Origin of the sequence: Bacteroides sp. RTP21281st1_H5_RTP21281_210402 (assembly GCF_040918965.1) — a bacterium.
In the GTDB taxonomy this organism is placed as follows: Bacteria; Bacteroidota; Bacteroidia; order Bacteroidales; family Bacteroidaceae; genus Bacteroides; species Bacteroides congonensis.
On the sequence record NZ_JBCOWR010000010.1, the window covers coordinates 120,439 to 137,059 of the forward strand.

General features: G+C 45.5%; 7 protein-coding genes. 2 read left to right on the top strand and 5 right to left on the bottom strand.

Translation table 11 applies throughout. The features are described from left to right. Positions 1-7 precede the first annotated feature (7 nt). From AB5443_RS15620 to AB5443_RS15635, 4 genes are read right to left on the bottom strand one after another with little or no spacing between them, the layout of a single operon-like run. Positions 8-2,191, bottom strand: a complete 2,184-nt coding sequence (locus tag AB5443_RS15620; protein WP_277132097.1) for a GLUG motif-containing protein — start codon at positions 2,189-2,191, stop codon at positions 8-10. 47 nt (positions 2,192-2,238) lie between these two features. Further along, positions 2,239-4,191 (bottom strand): DUF5006 domain-containing protein, encoded by a 1,953-nt coding sequence (locus tag AB5443_RS15625; protein ID WP_022139311.1) that lies wholly within the window; start codon positions 4,189-4,191, stop codon positions 2,239-2,241. Between the two features lie 27 nt (positions 4,192-4,218). Then, a complete protein-coding gene (locus AB5443_RS15630; protein WP_368114121.1) occupies positions 4,219-6,018 on the bottom strand; it encodes a RagB/SusD family nutrient uptake outer membrane protein in 1,800 nt (599 codons plus the stop codon). A 13-nt stretch (positions 6,019-6,031) separates the two neighbouring features. Further along, positions 6,032-9,358 (bottom strand): SusC/RagA family TonB-linked outer membrane protein, encoded by a 3,327-nt coding sequence (locus AB5443_RS15635; RefSeq protein WP_368114120.1) that lies wholly within the window; start codon positions 9,356-9,358, stop codon positions 6,032-6,034. 343 nt (positions 9,359-9,701) lie between these two features. On the opposite strand from AB5443_RS15635, the gene AB5443_RS15640 reads away from it, so the two are divergent. Next, on the top strand, positions 9,702-13,634 hold the full coding sequence (locus tag AB5443_RS15640; protein ID WP_283139975.1) for an ATP-binding protein: 3,933 nt from the start codon (positions 9,702-9,704) through the stop codon (positions 13,632-13,634). A 14-nt stretch (positions 13,635-13,648) separates the two neighbouring features. On the opposite strand, the gene radC is transcribed toward AB5443_RS15640, so the two are convergent. Further along, positions 13,649-14,344 (bottom strand): DNA repair protein RadC, encoded by a 696-nt coding sequence (radC, locus tag AB5443_RS15645; protein ID WP_277132105.1) that lies wholly within the window; start codon positions 14,342-14,344, stop codon positions 13,649-13,651. A gap of 146 nt (positions 14,345-14,490) precedes the next feature. Between radC and AB5443_RS15650 the strand changes: the two genes are divergently transcribed. Beyond that, on the top strand, positions 14,491-16,488 hold the full coding sequence (locus AB5443_RS15650) for a family 20 glycosylhydrolase (protein WP_277132107.1): 1,998 nt from the start codon (positions 14,491-14,493) through the stop codon (positions 16,486-16,488). Positions 16,489-16,621 lie beyond the last annotated feature (133 nt).

Consider the following 16,621-nt stretch of genomic DNA (forward strand, 5'->3'; position numbering starts at 1 on the left):
CCGTTAATTAAATATCACCGCCGTCTCCAAAATCAGAACCACCAAAACCGGGTTCTTTTACCGCGTTCTGTAAGATAAGCGGTTGAAGAAGATTTGTAGAAGGGTCGTCATTCACTTTGAAGTTAAAGCCGAATTCAGGGTCTTTTGCTTCTATGGCAAGATTCATCTGACGCTTTTTACCTTTGAGCTGGTCGGTATCAACCTTGGCAATACCGCTTGCAGAACCATTTCCAACACCATTTGTCACTACATCGTCTACAAAATAGCACTGGTTCGTACCAACCGTATTCGATCCGATGAAAGCTCCCAACTTATTTCCCGCAGCATTAGTCGCCGTTATCCGGGTAGTTGTATAACAGGAAGTTACTACAGCATCGAGATTGTTTATCGTGTTCTGTGCTATCAGACCGCCCGTATTATTCACTACTCTTCCGCTTATCCCACCTGCCGCATAACAAGCTAAAACAGTACCGTTACTATTCGCACCGACCAGTCCGCCGGTTTGAGCGGAACAGTTAATTTCAAGCGTTGCCAATGAATAACAACCTTTAATCTTACCTGAGTTATTCCAGCCTACAAGTCCGCCGACACATGACGCGCCTGCCGCATTTGTCGGGTGTTTAATCGTAACATCTGCTCCGACATAAGAATTGACTATTAATGCAGTTCCATTGAAATGCTCGCCTACCAGTCCACCGTAGTTCGAATTACCGGCCTTACCGGACAAGTCGATAGTGATTGTCCCGCTCAACAGCTTACAACCATCAATCTTACCTTCAGAGTTTCTGCCGACCAATCCGCCAAAGACAACCGTTTGTTTCACATTTGCCGTCAGATTCTTGACTGTACAGTTCTGAATGACACTGGTTGAACTTGTCGCAGCCAATGCGCCCGCACCGTCAGTAATGTCATTGGCAAAGTTTACGTTTTCAAGTGTCAAATTACGGATGGTTCCCGTATTTGCGTCTATAAAGCCTTTCTTCTCAATATTGAGATTACGGATAATAACACCGTTACCCTCAAATACTCCTCCGAATGCAGCAATCGGTTTCCAAAGTTCATTCTCCATATCAATCACTTTTCTTCCGTCACCGTCCGGTTCGTCAATGTATTCTTTCTCCAAAGTGATTGTTGCCAACCGGTATTGGTTTGCTATTTCATTCCATCCCGACAAACCTTTCTTATTATAAATATGAACATTCCCGTCATCATCAATCATGTAACCCTCTTTCGGGATCTTGAACCGATAATCAACATCGAAATCCATCTTATAAAGTTTGCCTGCCGTAAATTGATTGGCAGAAGCATCCATATCAATCCCGACCTTATCCTTTAGTTCCTGTACCTGCACTGTTTTCAACAAGATAATATCCTGTTCCATTTCACCATTCACTACACGCACGGTAAGATTCAGTCCAGTAGTAGCCTTCATCAAGCGGATGTCGCCATAAGTGGTAGGAAGTATGTTCATGTAACCATTCAGTGTAGCGTTCTGCGCAAGTGCCTGCCCACCCATATCAAGCGTCAGTTTATTGCGTGTTCCCGATACGCTTTGCACCACTCCGTTTTCATCAATTCTCAGTTCAGACGGAAATACTTCATCATCACTTTCCAAGGTAACAGAAAGAATCTTCAACTCACGGTCGGAAGTGTTTTTCAGACCGAACTGAAGAAGTGCCGTCAACGGTGAAAAAGTCAATGCAGGTATTTTATTATCCACCACTTCACCAGTGGCTACCATATAGGTAGTAGCCGCCAGTTCCGCAGTTTCACCGCTCTGAACATAAGTATCCGGCATGGAGAACGTAGTCAAGTCATTAAAGACCTTCGCTTCTTTTTGAGGAAATACCGCAATCAGTTTATATCCGTTTTCTATGGCTGCCTTACCCGCAAATTCCGCATCCTTGCCCGGCTGTGCGGAAGTGACGGTGAAATTGTATCCGGCACCGAGGTTACGGTTCCATAGCGTTACCGCATCCCCTTTATTCCATGCATACACTCCATTCTGCATATTTGCGCGAACCGGCGGTTCGGCCTGCTTAATGGAAGCCGTAAATGTATAATCCGCCAGATTCTTGTCGGCCTCGTTTCCTCCGCCGGTATTCTCATTCACTATCTTGTCCTCTTCGCAAGAGGTCAGCGCTATCGCACCCAATAGTGCAATGCCCAATAAGTGATAAACCTTTTTCATAACTATATAAAAGTTTACTCTATTAAATATCCTTGTTTCAACCACCATTAATACATTGGTTTATTACGGGTAGGCGTACCGCTTCCATAATACTTGTAAGTCGATTTCTTGTAGAAACGTATCCAGTCTATTTCCATACGCGGAGTATCATTGCTGGTCTTACTGTCCTGATAAGAAATATGCTTGAAGTCGTTAGCCCAACTACCATCTTTCGCAGCCTGTTCTGCCGCAGCCTCGCCTAATGACCACTCATTACAACCCGCAAATGTGAATAACAGATGTAAGCCTTCCTGATTATACTCATCGGTGAACGGCCAATGTGTAGAACTATTCCATGCAGCCGTACCATTTGCTACTCCCGTATAATTACCGTCACGCTTGGCGCACACAGTCTCCACACCATTGATACCTAAGGCTATTTCATTATTATCTCTCCATTCCATCCAATAGATATCAAACTCATCCATATCAGATATTACCTTTTGTCCGGAAGACGGTTTATACTTGTCGCCCGATGAGGTAGACACATCGTTCCAGTGGAAAGTCTGCCAGGCACCGTTCGGGTTACTGTTAGTCGCCGGATTCTCCAGCAGGTCGACCTCACCGTAAGTAGACCATTGCACGCCTCTGATATTTCCCTGGAACCAGACAGCCGAGTTGAAAGAATGTTTCTTTCCACGTACACGGATTCTGACTTCCACGCGGGTGCCCGGCAAGATGCGTACATTGCTTGATTCCCAAGAGTCTGCTCCGGTAGGAACACCGTCAAACTTGCTGGCATAAAGAGCAGAAACGCCAAAGTCTCTTGTTCCGGTTATTTCACCGGTCACACTAATTCCCGGATCGTAAGCACACCACATCTTCAGATAGCCTTCTTGGGTCATTGTCGCATACTTGTCATTGACAACAGCCTGTACTTTCTGCGTATTGGCTACATTCTGCGCCGCCATAAAACGCGGCGGGCGGTTACCATATTCATTCACACCCTTGCCACCCTGTGTCAACGCATCAATCGGATGGAACTCATAGGAATTCAGGAACGACCAGCCTTCGGCAGCCAAAGCCTCATTAGGATGTGGATCGCCTTCTTTTATTTCCAATGCGGATGCCGCTCTAATTTCGTCCCATTTTTCAACAGATTTCTTATTATCGGGGGATATGAATATCTGGTCGGGGTCTGTGTAAACCCATTGCTCATTGGTAAGCTCTGTTCCTGCCACCAGACCGGCATCTGTATCCGTCACCTTAATCTCCATTTCATTTCCATATACCGGATGATTTTCCGAGTCGGATGAGAAAGACATGGAGACAGACGTAAAGGAGTTCGGCCCCTGCTCACCCTTTATCCGTATAAAGCCGGATTCCGCCGTTTTATAACCGGCTTTCACAATCAGTTTATCCGGCAGGTTCTCATACTTATCCGCATCGTCACCTGCATTTATAGTAATCGTCACATCTTCCTTGGCCGGTGCCCCCACCGTAGCCAAAAGAACAAAATAGCCATATTCCTTGACCGTATTATCCGAATTGTTCTTCAAAGACATAATCGTATAATGTTTATCCGAAAGCACAATCGGACGTTCGGCGGCATTCATCTTGTATCCTCTTACATAAGCGGTTATTGCACCGGAAACTGGATACTTAGCCAGGTTATTCTTCACCTTGAACTCAGTGAATCCCTGTTTTTCCCCCTTCTTCATATATATATGACCGCTAAAATTATCAAAGACATCAGATGCGGCAACCTCTTTTCCTTCCACATTCTTGCCGGTAAAAGTCAGGACAACATCTATATCTTCTTCCAAAGCCAGGCTGTTATCCTGCTGGTCTATCTTCACGGAAAATGTCACTTCATCACCGATGGCAGCACTCTGGGTACTAATCTCGGCCACCAGATTGCGACTCTCCCCAATAGAGATTACCGTCTCCGTGTCATCACAGCCTGTCATCAGCAAAGCCAACAGGCAAACGGGCAATAACCCATAGAAAAACTTCTTCATAGTGTATTCTATTATATCATTATTATATTACCACTTCGGATTTTGATTCAAAGTCTTATTCAGTTCCAGTTCGGATGGCGGGATAGGCAACAGATAATCCCTATCGGCATGAAACTGATAGCCGCTCGGCAATGTTCCTGCCAGCGGGTCTGCCCAGCCATTATCGTCAAGTGTCAGTCTTTCCCTGATTCTCATCTGATTGTCCGGGCTGAACGACTTGAACAAGAGCGACTCCACATCGCCGGGTTTACCTACATAAGCACCTTTGCCACGCTTGCCAACAATCAGCTTATCGCCTTTCCAACGCATCAAATCATCCAAACGGAAGCCTTGCAAGGCAAGTTCGGAACGACGTTCACGACGAACTTCCTGCAAAACCGGAGTCAGTTCATAGCCGAAGTCTGTAAAGTTATTATCTTTCACAGGCGTTACATATTGTATTCCGGCACGTGCACGCAGTTCTTTCAATGTTTTAGTCGCTACGATGTCGCTCCATTCTCCCAATTCTGCGGCAGCTTCGGCATAAGCCAACAGAGCTTCCGCGTAACGGATAACCGGCAAGGCAGTCTCACCATTGCCACTCACGAAAGTAGTATCTATCCCCAGGCGGATATGATAGCCTGTCAAAGAACGTGAATTGCCGTCTCCCGCCAATTTGGGCGGACTAATCCTGTTTTTATTTTCATCACTGTATTCTTCCAGATGCATGGGCGTCGCCGTAGTAGCAGAAGCAAATTTGGCACCTTCATTCATTACCGTCTGAAGTAATCTGGGGTCACGTCCTTCAAAAGTCTGTTTGAAACTCATAAACTTTTCATCCGCCGGATTAATAGGCGTTCCATCCTGATTCAGGTAATTGTCCACCAAGCTCTGCGTAATTCCCGCAGCCCCTTCCGAATCAACCACACCTGCTTTCAAATTGCCGTTTACATCATGGAAAACGCCCTCGTCACTCGAATACTTTCTCCACAGCAGCACTTCGCTCATACCCGACAAGTCCTTACTATTGAACAAGGCGGCAAAAGCATCTCCCGGATTCTTTCCTTCCTTATATAAGCTGATGCCACATTCAAATAACTCATCCCCCCATTTCATTACCTCACCAAGAAAATAATCCGATTCATTGACCGGTGCGGCAAAACCGTCTTTTGCGTGGTACTTTTCCCATGTCCCTTCGTATAAGGCAACATTCATAGCCAATGTCATAGCTGCTTCCTTATTTACACGGATACCGGAGTATTTACTACGCGAATGTAATAACAGCTTGGCGTCATTCAAGTCTTTCAGGATAAACCTGGCTACTTCATTGCGCGACTTCGCAGGAATCTGCAATCCCTCCACTGTCGCATTTTCATCCCAGAAAGTATCCATCACCGGAATAGAGCCGAATTTCTTCAACAGGTAGAAGTGCCAGTAAGCCCGGAAGAAATAGGCTTCTCCCTTCAATGAAAGCACATCTTCGTTTTCCTGTGCTTCCGGCACTTTGTAATTGTGGAAGAAGTAGTTCACTTTACGCAAGTTCTGATAGCCGGTCTGCCATTCGGAAGCCCCGCTGAACTGATTGTTCTGACCATGCAGACGCTGGTCGTATTTCTCGGCAATGATATTATCGCTATTCTTTTCCTCACTACGAACTCCAAGGCCGAACTTGCTGAAAGACGGCAGTGTCATGTAAAGTCCGTTTATATAATTCTCAACCTGTATCGCACCGGACAGGAATGTGCCAGCTTCCGGCTTGGTTATCGGTTCCCTGTCCAGAAAATCAGAACAGGATGAAAACGGTAGTATTGAAGCGGCTGCAAGAGCCAGTATATATATCTTTTTCATGATTCTCTACAGTTTAAAAAGTAAACTCAACACCAAATACATAGTTCTTATTCAACGGATATACCTTTCCGTTACCATTCTGCTTCATCGGGGAAGTCAAGCCCGGAGCAGTCTCGTTGCTACCACCTGCCCATGTATTTACCTGGTTCAGAGTTTCCGGGTCGAATACATCCGGCAGATTATCAATCGTGAACAGGTTATCGCAAGTGAAGTAAACTTTCAGGTTCTCCAAACCTATCTTCTTCACAAGCTTCGGTTGAAAATTATAAGAAATCATCAGGTTCTTCAAACGCATATAAGCGGCATTCAGCAAATAGCGCGTTGTGTTGTAACCTGCGTTGGCGTTATATTCGGGGCTGTCCGGCTTAGTCAAGCGAGGCAGGTAAGCGCCCGGATTATATACGTTGTAATAATCCAGATGTTCCTTGAAGAAGTTGGAGTCGCCGCTAAAGAGGTAGGTACTGGCGGCCATCGGGAAGTCGCGTTTCATCACGCCCTGGAACAAAGCCGATACTTCAAAGCCTTTATAACCCGCATGCAGGTTCACGCCGAATGAATAACGCGGAGTGGTGTTACCAATCACTTTCAAGTCACCATGGTCTTTCAGTGTGCCTGACCCCGGGTCTATTTTACCGTCGCCATTCGAATCAATGTATTTCAAGTCACCGCGTTGCCAGTCCTTATTCGGTTTGAAGAAGGACATATCCACTCCTTTCAGGTATTCGTCAACTTCTTGGTTAGTCAGGAAAAGGTCATTAGCCTCATATCCCCATATTTCTCCCAAATTCATTCCTTCATAATAACCTCTGTTACGTTCCAGACCGGTATGGTTATTGTAAATCAAACCTTCGGGATTATTATATTTGGTTACCACCGCTTTATAGTCGAAGATGTTGAAACCGATTCCATAGCTGAAACCGTTCTTCAACTGGTCTGCCCAATTAATGGATAATTCCCAGCCACGATTCCGTAAAGTAGCGTTGTTCACTTTCGCACGCTGATCGACAGCAATACCGCCAATATCGGGGATAGCCTCAGCCGGCCCAATCATATCTTTCGTCGTACGCTGGTAAATATCCGCAGTAACGGTCAGGCGATTATTAAACAGGCTCAAATCGAAACCCAGGTTGGCATTATCTACCTTTTCCCAAGTGATGTAGGGGCTTACCATAGAGGGAGTCAAAGCTACCGTACCGCGCACCGGTGTGGCAGAAGTTATCCCGGAAAGCAACCAGGCATTTGAGTAATCGGGCCTTAGAGTCATGAAGTTCAGGTAGTCATAGAGTCCGGCACCGTTCTGATTGCCCAGACGTCCGTAGGAAAGACGCACCTTCAACTGCGAAACAGGTAAGTTCAATTGCTTGAAATAGTCGGTGCGTGCAATATCGTAACCGGCAGAAGCCGAAGGGAAGAATCCCCAACGATTGCCGCGGGCAAAACGGGAAGAACCGTCATAACGTCCGCTGAATTCTAGGAAATAGACATTCTGATAGTTCCAGTTCAAACGGGTATAGAATCCCATTGTAGCCCAATGGTCGCGTGCTTCGCTGTTATAGGCTTTACCGTTCGCATTGTCGAAAGAGAATGTGCCGTCGCTCATCACGCCGTCTTTGTAGGCATACATGCTCGAGTTGTTCTGCACCTCCATTTGGAAACCTGCCATAGCCTTAAAGAAATGCTCTCCCCACTGATTTGTATAAGAAGAAGATACGCTGGGAGACAGGTAATAATTGAACTGGTTGCCGCGGGTCATCGAACCCCACAACGAGTTTGAATATTCAATGCCCGGATAGGAATATCCCTGTCGGGGCGCAGTCACATTCTCGACAGTTCCGTCGGGGCGTGTAGTCCTGGGTTGTTTCTGCAGGAACTCATCGTTCTGCACATCGAAACGGACTTTCATTTCTCCAATAATGTCCCATCCCTGCAGAGGAGTAACCGTAGCCGCAAAAGTCATGGCATCCGAAATACGGTTTTGGGAGTAGTTCACATTATCCAGATACAAGGCTTCGTTCCATGACGGCAGGTTATATTGCCCGGAAATGGGAACTTCTGTTACCATGTTGGGTTGCGACCGTGAAATCTGATGATACAGGATAGACATGTTCGGAAGCGGACGCGAAATCAGGTTCAACGTGATATTATTATTGAAGTTGAACTTCAACCAGTCATTCGGTTTGATTTGGAATTTGGTGTTCACGTTATATTTATCCAGTGAATCTTCCACACGGTCCAGCAAACCACCCTGGTAGGTATATCCCAAACCAACATAATAAGTAACTTTCTCCGAACCGCCGGAAATGCTCAGGTTATGCGAATGGCGCAGAGAAGTGTCTTTATAGAAATAGTCGAACCAGTCGGTATTGGCATATTGTGATTCACCGCCACGCCAGCCGGTATTCTCCTGGTTCGCCGTTATGCCGGGAAGCCCTTCGCCGTAAGGGTTCTGCATAAACTGCTGCATCAGCCCGATGGTTTCCTGTGAGAAATAAGGAGACTCACCGATAGCCGCCCGATAAGAGTTCTTGTAATTGGCAAACTCCACGGAGTTCATCATTTCGGGCATATTAATCGGAGAACTCAGACCGACGGAACCGCGATATGTCACTCTTGCCTTATCCTGCTTTCCACTTTTTGTTGTTACCAATACCACACCATAGGCGGCACGCGCACCGTAAACGGCTGCCGCGGAAGCGTCTTTCAATACACTGATACTTTCAATATCGGCAGGATTGACATTCTGCAGACTCTGTTCCACACCGTCTACCAATACATAAGGTTCACCACCGTTGATAGAACCGATACCACGGATATTAAATTTGATTTCGCCGCCGACTTCACCGCCTGTACCGCTCTCGGAAGCATCCGAAGCAAAGTTAAGACCGGCAACATTACCTTGAAGCGCACTGGTAGCGTCGGTCACCGGACGGTTGGCAATAGCGTCCGAACTGACGGTGGCAACGGCTGCCGTAATCGTATTACGTTTCTGCGTTCCCATGCCGACTACCACCACTTCATCCAAAGCCTTGGCGTCTTCTTTCATCACATAGCGATTTCCGGATAATTTGGTTACCTTCACTTCCAGAGGGGAATAACCGACATAAGTAATAGTGAGAGTGCTGCCCACCTTGCCTTTAATTGCAAATTTTCCATCTAAATCGGTAATAGCACCATCGGTAGAACCTTTCACCAGTACGGTTGCTCCGATAACAGACTCTCCACGTTCATCCACCACCTGACCGGTGACAGTTCCCTGTTGCGCAAGAGCTCTTACAGGGAAGAACAGCAAAAGCATCGAAAAGAGACACACGAGTTGCATCCTAATCCGCATTTTCTTCATAACATTATATTAAAGTTAATACTAAAAGTTTTGTGGTTTTCAAGGGTTGGCAGCCAACTGCCGTACCTTAAATTCTGGTTCAAAAATAGCCCTTTTATCAGACTGACGAGTTCACGAAATCGCCAAAATGTTTCCAAAAAACATCAGCTTTCCATTTTTAGACATACTTCGGGCTATTCTAAGAAACCAGCATGCCACCGGAGATATTCTCCATAAGAATAGTAACAGGAATTATCAAGGCTCAAAAATAATCATTCAAATGATAATTTCAGAAACATTTCTTTTGTTTTAGCGGAAATAGTCATACTTTTGCTTCACCATTATTCCTTTAAATCCCCAATTCATGAGAAAAACCAGTCAGATAAAACATATTTTCTGTTTGCTAATCTTTCTGATAATAAGCATATTCCCTGCAATTGGACATCATTACGATTTCAAGCAAATCGGTTCGAAAAGCGGTATGCCTTCGATTATCAGTTGCATTTATACCGAACAGAAAGGATTTATATGGATTGGCACCCCGCAAGGACTTATAAGGTTTGACGGCGAAGAACTGAAAAAATACACCGCTCAACCGGACAACGAGAATTCCCTGCCCGGCGACAGTATTCTCCAAATTATCGAAGACAACCAGCAAGCCACTTGGATACTGACCACGAAAGGTATTGCGCGCTACTCGCTTATCCACGACAAATTCTTTATTCCAAAATTGGACAACCGGCCGATTGTGGCATATTCTGTGTGCAAAACAGACGACGGACTCCTATTCGGCGGCATCAATAATATATATAAGTACTCCTATGACAGCGATGAAATCTCACGCATACATGAGTTCAAGACAGACAGCCCGTTCATTATACGAGGTGTACAGGTATGGAAATCGGATATTGTCCTTTGCCTGAACTGGCAGAAAGGAATATTCCAGATGAATCCGAAAACACCGGAGCTGATTCCGTTTCCTTTCCGGTTCGGAGACAGTAATGTGGAAATGTTGGTCGATTCCCAACAACGGATATGGCTGTCGACGTACAACAACGGTGTCTTATGTTTCTCGAAAGAAGGTAAGGAAATAGCCAGCTACTCCACCCGTAATTCCAAACTAAGCAGTGACATCGTTCTATGTATGACGGAACTGGAAGGTAAAATATGGCTCGGAACAGACGGCGGAGGAATTAATATCCTCAATCCGGACAATGGAGAAATCACCCTGTTGGAGCATATTTCGGGAGACAACCATTCACTTCCCACCAACACAATACTCTGCCTGCATGGTGATTCAGCCAATAATATATGGGCGGGAAGCAAACGGGAAGGGGTTATAAACATCCGTGAAGTCTCCATGAGGACATATACCAATGTTGTATTGGGCTACAACAAAGGATTAAGCCAAAGTACCGTATTGCAAGTATATCAGGAACCCGGTTCCGAAGACCTTTGGATAGCGACGGACGGCGGGGGAATCAACAAGTTCATCTCTTCCGAAGAAATATTTGTGCATTATCCGGATACGTGGGGAGATAAAATGGTATCTATCAGCAATTTCACGTCCAACGAGTTGTTGGTTTCCGCTTTCTCGAAAGGCATCTTCATATTTGACAAACGTACGGGAAAGAAACGCCCTCTTCCCATCACCGCACCTTCTTTGGAAAAAAGTATCCGGTACAGCGGGCAACCTATCAATCTGTATGAGGACGCACCGCACTCCGTTTTAATATTGAGTTCTACTCCATACAGATACGATATTCCGACCCGGAAGTTTGAACAGGTTTCCTGTGCAGAGAATATCAAGATAAAAGGAATGTTGGCTTCTATCGCCCATGATTCCCTCTATACATATCTGAATGACCCGTATAATATCTATAAGCTGGACCGTGCAAAAAACAGGCTGGAGATATTCGCTAATGCTCCCCAAGGAATTTATCTCAATGCCGTATCGAAGGACGGCGAAGGGGTATTTTGGATTGCAAGTACCCGCGGACTTTATACATATCATCCCGACAGCCGGGAGTTTAAAAAGATTCCGACATCTCTGTTTAGCGAGGTCAACACCGTCCTTTGTGATAATAAAGGCAAAGTGTGGATAGGAGCCGAACGGAAGTTATTTGTCTGGCTCACTGATGCCAAACGCTTTGTCCTGTTCGGAGAAACTGATGGTATCACCCAAAACGAATATCTTGCCAAACCTCGCCTGATATCGCCCAAAGGCACTATTTATATGGGTGGTGTGAAGGGGCTGCTTCGCATCAACGCGGACATAAAGATAGAGAAAAGCACGGATTCTCCAGAAATCCGCCTATCCGAATTCACTATCAACGGCGAGAACAAGATGCATAAACTGCATGAGAACAAGATATCCATTCCCTGGAACAGCAAGAATATCAAAATTCGTGTAATGACCTACGGCGGGGATATTCTGCGTCTCAAAGTCTATCATTACCAAATGGGCGGCTTCGATGCGGAAAGCTACAATCCGGAACTGGTAATCCCTTCTCTTGCACCGGGCACTTACCCTATCCTGGCAAGCTGCAACACCCAGGAAGGGAACCTGACTGAGCCTCAATATCTTTTCACCCTGACCGTATTGCCGCCCTGGTACAGGACTTGGTGGTTTCTCTCTCTTTGCATTATCTGCTGCACCATCATAGTAGCATGGATTGTTTTTGTCCTGCTCCGCCGCAAGGAAAACAAGATGAAATGGATTGTAAAGGAGCACGAACAGAAAGTTTATGAAGAAAAGGTACGTTTCCTAATCAATATCAGCCATGAGCTGAGAACTCCACTGACACTGATATATGCTCCGTTGAGTCGTATCCTAAAGACATTGAGCCCGTCGGACAGCAACTATCCGTCGCTAAAGAATATACACAAGCAGACACAGCGCATGAAAGACCTTATTAATATGGTGCTGGACGTGCGTAAAATGGAAGTCGGCGAAACCAAGCTCAAACTCCAGGCGCACCCGCTCAACGAGTGGATAAAAGAAGTGGGAGCCGACTTTACAGACGAGGGAACAGCCCAACAACTACAAATAGCCTATCAACTCGACGAGAACATAGGGGAAGTTGTATTCGACAAAGCCATGTGCACAATTGTAGCAACCAACCTGCTGACTAATGCCCTGAAACACAGTCCTGAGCATAGCACTGTCACTATACGGGCCCATAAGGAAGGGGAATACGTCCGCATTTCCGTAACCGACGAGGGAGAAGGATTAAAGGAAGCAGACATGGATAAAGTGTTTATCCGCTTTTATCAGGGCGACGGGGAAACCGGCGGAAGCGGCATCGGACTGTCATATGCCAAGATGCTGGTAGAACTGCACAAAGGTAAAATCGGAGTTGTGAACAATGAGGGAAAGGGGGCGACTTTCTTCTTCGACCTGCCACTGGAACAGACAGCCGGCGAGGTGACCTGCCAGCCGAAACCTTATATCAACGAATTGATTATACCGGACGTAACTGATGATATAAATACTCCCGAAGTCCGTGATTTCTCTACACGAAACCATACCTTATTATTGGTAGACGACAACCGGAACCTGACTGACTTCTTTTCCAAGGAACTGAAAGATTTGTTCAAGGCTATCTATATAGCTTATGACGGAGAAGAGGCTTTGCAGATTGCCAGGGAGCGAGTGCCGGACATTATCGTAAGCGACGTAATGATGCCGCGAATGAACGGTTACGACTTATGCAAAGCAGTGAAAGAAGATATCAGCATCAGCCATATCCCCGTCATACTGCTTACGGCACGTACCGACGAACAAAGCCGTCAATACGGATACAAGATTGGCGCCGACGCCTATCTAGGAAAACCTTTTGAGATAGACACGCTTATCAAAATCATACAAAATCGTTTGTACAACCGGGAACAGACTAAAGAGCATTATCAGCACGTAGGTATCTTCCCCCAACCGTTGGAAAGTACTTTCAGTCAGGCTGACGAAACATTCCTGCTCAGATTCAACAAGCTTATCCGGGAGAATATCAGCAACCCCGCGTTGGATATCCCCTTTATCTGCAAGGAAATCGGCATGAGCAAGACTTCACTCTACAACAAGCTCAAAGCCATTACCGATATGGGCGCAAACGACTACATCAACAAGTTCAGGTTGGAACAAGCCATCGTTCTGGTGAAAACGACCGACCTTACGTTTACAGAAATATCCGACCAGGTAGGTTTCACTACTTTGCGTTATTTCAGTACCGCATTCAAGCAATACACCGGCAAGACGCCGACGCAGTATAAGAATGAATGTAAGAACGGGCAGCAATAAGGGTTGCCCTGAAATCAGAGCAATCCTTCATCCGCAAAGCTGTAGAACCCGTCTTCGCAGACTATAACGTGGTCTATCAGATGTATATTCATTGTATCCGCCGCTTTGCGGATATGTTCCGTCAACGTCCTGTCCGGCTGGCTGGGATGAAGATTCCCGGAAGGGTGATTATGTACCACGGCTATTTGCGTAGCCCTTTGCAGCAACGCTTCCCGGAGAATGGTACGCACATCAGTATAAGTCCCGTCTATGCCGCCGGTACTGATACGTACCTTGTCAATCAGTTTAGTCGCCTGATTCAAGAGTAAGACCCAGAATTCTTCCTGTTCAAGGTCGCACATAATCGGTTGAAAAATCTCATAGATGTCTTTTGAGCAAGTTATCCGGAGCCTTTCTTTTGTGCTTTGCAGCTTCCGTCGCTTGCCGAGTTCAAGGGCTGCCATGACAGTAATACTCTTTGCAGGTCCCATTCCTTTAAAACGGGAATAGTCGCACACCTCCCACTTAGCCAGTGAGTTCAGGTTGTTATCACAAGACAGGAGCAGGCGTCTCATCAGTTCGACAGCACTTTCTTCCGTATTTCCGGAGCCGATTAATATAGCGAGTAGTTCGGCATCACTTAATGCGGCTGCTCCCTTCTCCATCATTTTCTCCCGCGGGCGGTCTTCCGGTGCCCACTGGGTGATGGATAGTTTGTGTTTACTTTCCATTATTTATATAATTGAGAGCACAAAGGTAGTCTTATTTCATTTAATAAATGATTTTTGGAATCCATAAGTCTATTTTTGGAACATGTTTCTTTCCAAACATCCTAATTTTGCATCAGTAAGATAAGTATAAACTAAATCTAATAAGCATGAAAAAGCAGATAAGTATTTTATGTATCCTATTGCTGCTGGGTATGGTAGCAAATGCACAAGTCAATATTCCCCAAGTGATTCCCTCCTTACAGAACTGGAAAGCAGGAAAAGGAAAGCTGGCACTGCCGGCAACTGGAAAAATAATCGTTGCGCCCGAAGCGGAAAGCCTGCTGAAAGAAACTGCGGAGATAGTAACAAAGGACCTGAAAGCTATGTTCGGATGGAATTATCAGGTAATTTCCGGCAAACCGGAAAAAAGCTCCATCTACCTGTCTCTGAAAAACTCCCCCACCTCCTCAAAAGAAGAAGGTTATGAAATGAATATAAACAACCGTGTAACGATTGAAGCCTCCACCGTAAAAGGCGTATTTTGGGGAACGCGCACACTACTGCAAATGCTTCATAACCAGCCTTCAGGAATCTTGCAGGGGAAAACCTCAGACTATCCACAGTATTCGCACCGGGGAATGATGATTGATGTAGCGAGAAAGTTCTTTACGATAGACTATTTGAGGGATTATATAAAAATCCTCTCCTTCTACAAAATGAACGAGTTGCAAATACATCTGAATGATAACGGCTTCGTCGAGTTTTTCGATAATGACTGGAAGAAGACATACGCTGCTTTCCGGCTTGAAAGCGACTGTTTTCCGGGATTGACGGCAAAAGATGGTTCTTACACTAAAGAAGAATTTCGTGATTTGCAGAAAATGGCAGCGCGTTATGGCATCAATATCATTCCCGAAATAGATGTCCCCGCCCATTCACTTGCCTTTACCCATTACAACCCTAACCTGGCAGCCGACAAGAAAGAATATGGTATGGATCATCTTGACCTCTACAAGAAAGAAGTGTACAATTTCCTTGATACTTTATTCAATGAATATCTTGCGGGGGACGAACCGGTGTTTCTCGGACCGGACGTGCATATAGGTACGGACGAATATAACCTCAAAGAGGCGGAACAATTCCGCTACTTCACTGATTACTATTTGAAATATATTTCCGGGTACGGAAAGAATCCCCGGTTATGGGGAAGCCTGAAACATATGAAAGGAGATACTCCAGTCAATTTGAAAGGAAAAACCGTCAACGCATGGAACTACAACTGGATGGACATGGAAACCGCACTGAAAGAAGGAGCTAAGGTTGTCAATACCTGCGATGAATTTCTGTACATCGTACCATCCGTAAACTACTACCATGACTTTCTCGAATATAAATGGCTCTATGAAAACTGGTCGCCACGTATGATGAAAAAAGGGGAAATGACAGAGTACTCCCCTAACCTGTCAGGAGCCATGTTTGCCGTGTGGAACGACCGCGTCGGAAATGGTATCAGCCAGCAGGATGTACACATACGTACCTTTCCTGCCATGCAGATGATAGCCGAAAAGCTCTGGAAAGGAGAAAATACAGCCAACATATCCTTTAATACATTCGAAAACCTGTGCAAACGAACACCGGAAGCACCGGGAGTTAATTTACAAGCGCGGGTAGACGGTAGAAAAGAACTGACTCCGCACGAACAAGAAATCATCTTGCAAGGCAACGACTCCCTTCTCACTTCCATTTCCGAAATCGGTTATCCGTATGCAGTGGAATTCGAAATCCGTCCGGATACAAAATCCAATATTGATGCAGTCGTATTCAAAGGCCCACATTCTGTCTTTATCACGAACTGGCAAAATACAGGCAAATTCGCTTTTCGCCGCGACGGCTACGAATTTGTATTCCACGCCTACCGTTTGCCAGTGGAAACATGGACTAAAGTTCGCATAGAAGGGGACAAGAAAGGAACCTCGCTTTATATAAACGGAAAATTGCAGGAACGTCTGGAAGGACGCATCGGCGTATCTTACAATTTAAAAGCGCAGAAAAAAGATAGTATATGGTATCAGGAAACCCTGATTTTCCCTTTACAACAGATTGGCGATAAACAGATGGGATTTAAAGGATTAATCAAAAACATTATTTGTATGCAACCGGAATAATTTTTCCATGCTAACGCTTCTTGTCTGACACCCGGGTGTCAATGATACTGAGACCCGGGTGTCAGCATATCCAAGACCCGGGTGTCAGACGTGCCGAGACCCGGGTGTCAGACAACTTTTCTTTTAAGCAAAA

Excerpts from the sequence above, each read along its gene's own strand:
- AB5443_RS15620 (WP_277132097.1), bottom strand. The coding sequence starts at position 2,191 with ATGAAAAAGGTTTATCACTTATTGGGCATTGCACTATTGGGTGCGATA.
- AB5443_RS15625 (WP_022139311.1), bottom strand. The coding sequence starts at position 4,191 with ATGAAGAAGTTTTTCTATGGGTTATTGCCCGTTTGCCTGTTGGCTTTG.
- AB5443_RS15630 (WP_368114121.1), bottom strand. The coding sequence starts at position 6,018 with ATGAAAAAGATATATATACTGGCTCTTGCAGCCGCTTCAATACTACCG.
- AB5443_RS15635 (WP_368114120.1), bottom strand. The coding sequence starts at position 9,358 with ATGAAGAAAATGCGGATTAGGATGCAACTCGTGTGTCTCTTTTCGATG.
- AB5443_RS15640 (WP_283139975.1), top strand. The coding sequence starts at position 9,702 with ATGAGAAAAACCAGTCAGATAAAACATATTTTCTGTTTGCTAATCTTT.
- radC (WP_277132105.1), bottom strand. The coding sequence starts at position 14,344 with ATGGAAAGTAAACACAAACTATCCATCACCCAGTGGGCACCGGAAGAC.
- AB5443_RS15650 (WP_277132107.1), top strand. The coding sequence starts at position 14,491 with ATGAAAAAGCAGATAAGTATTTTATGTATCCTATTGCTGCTGGGTATG.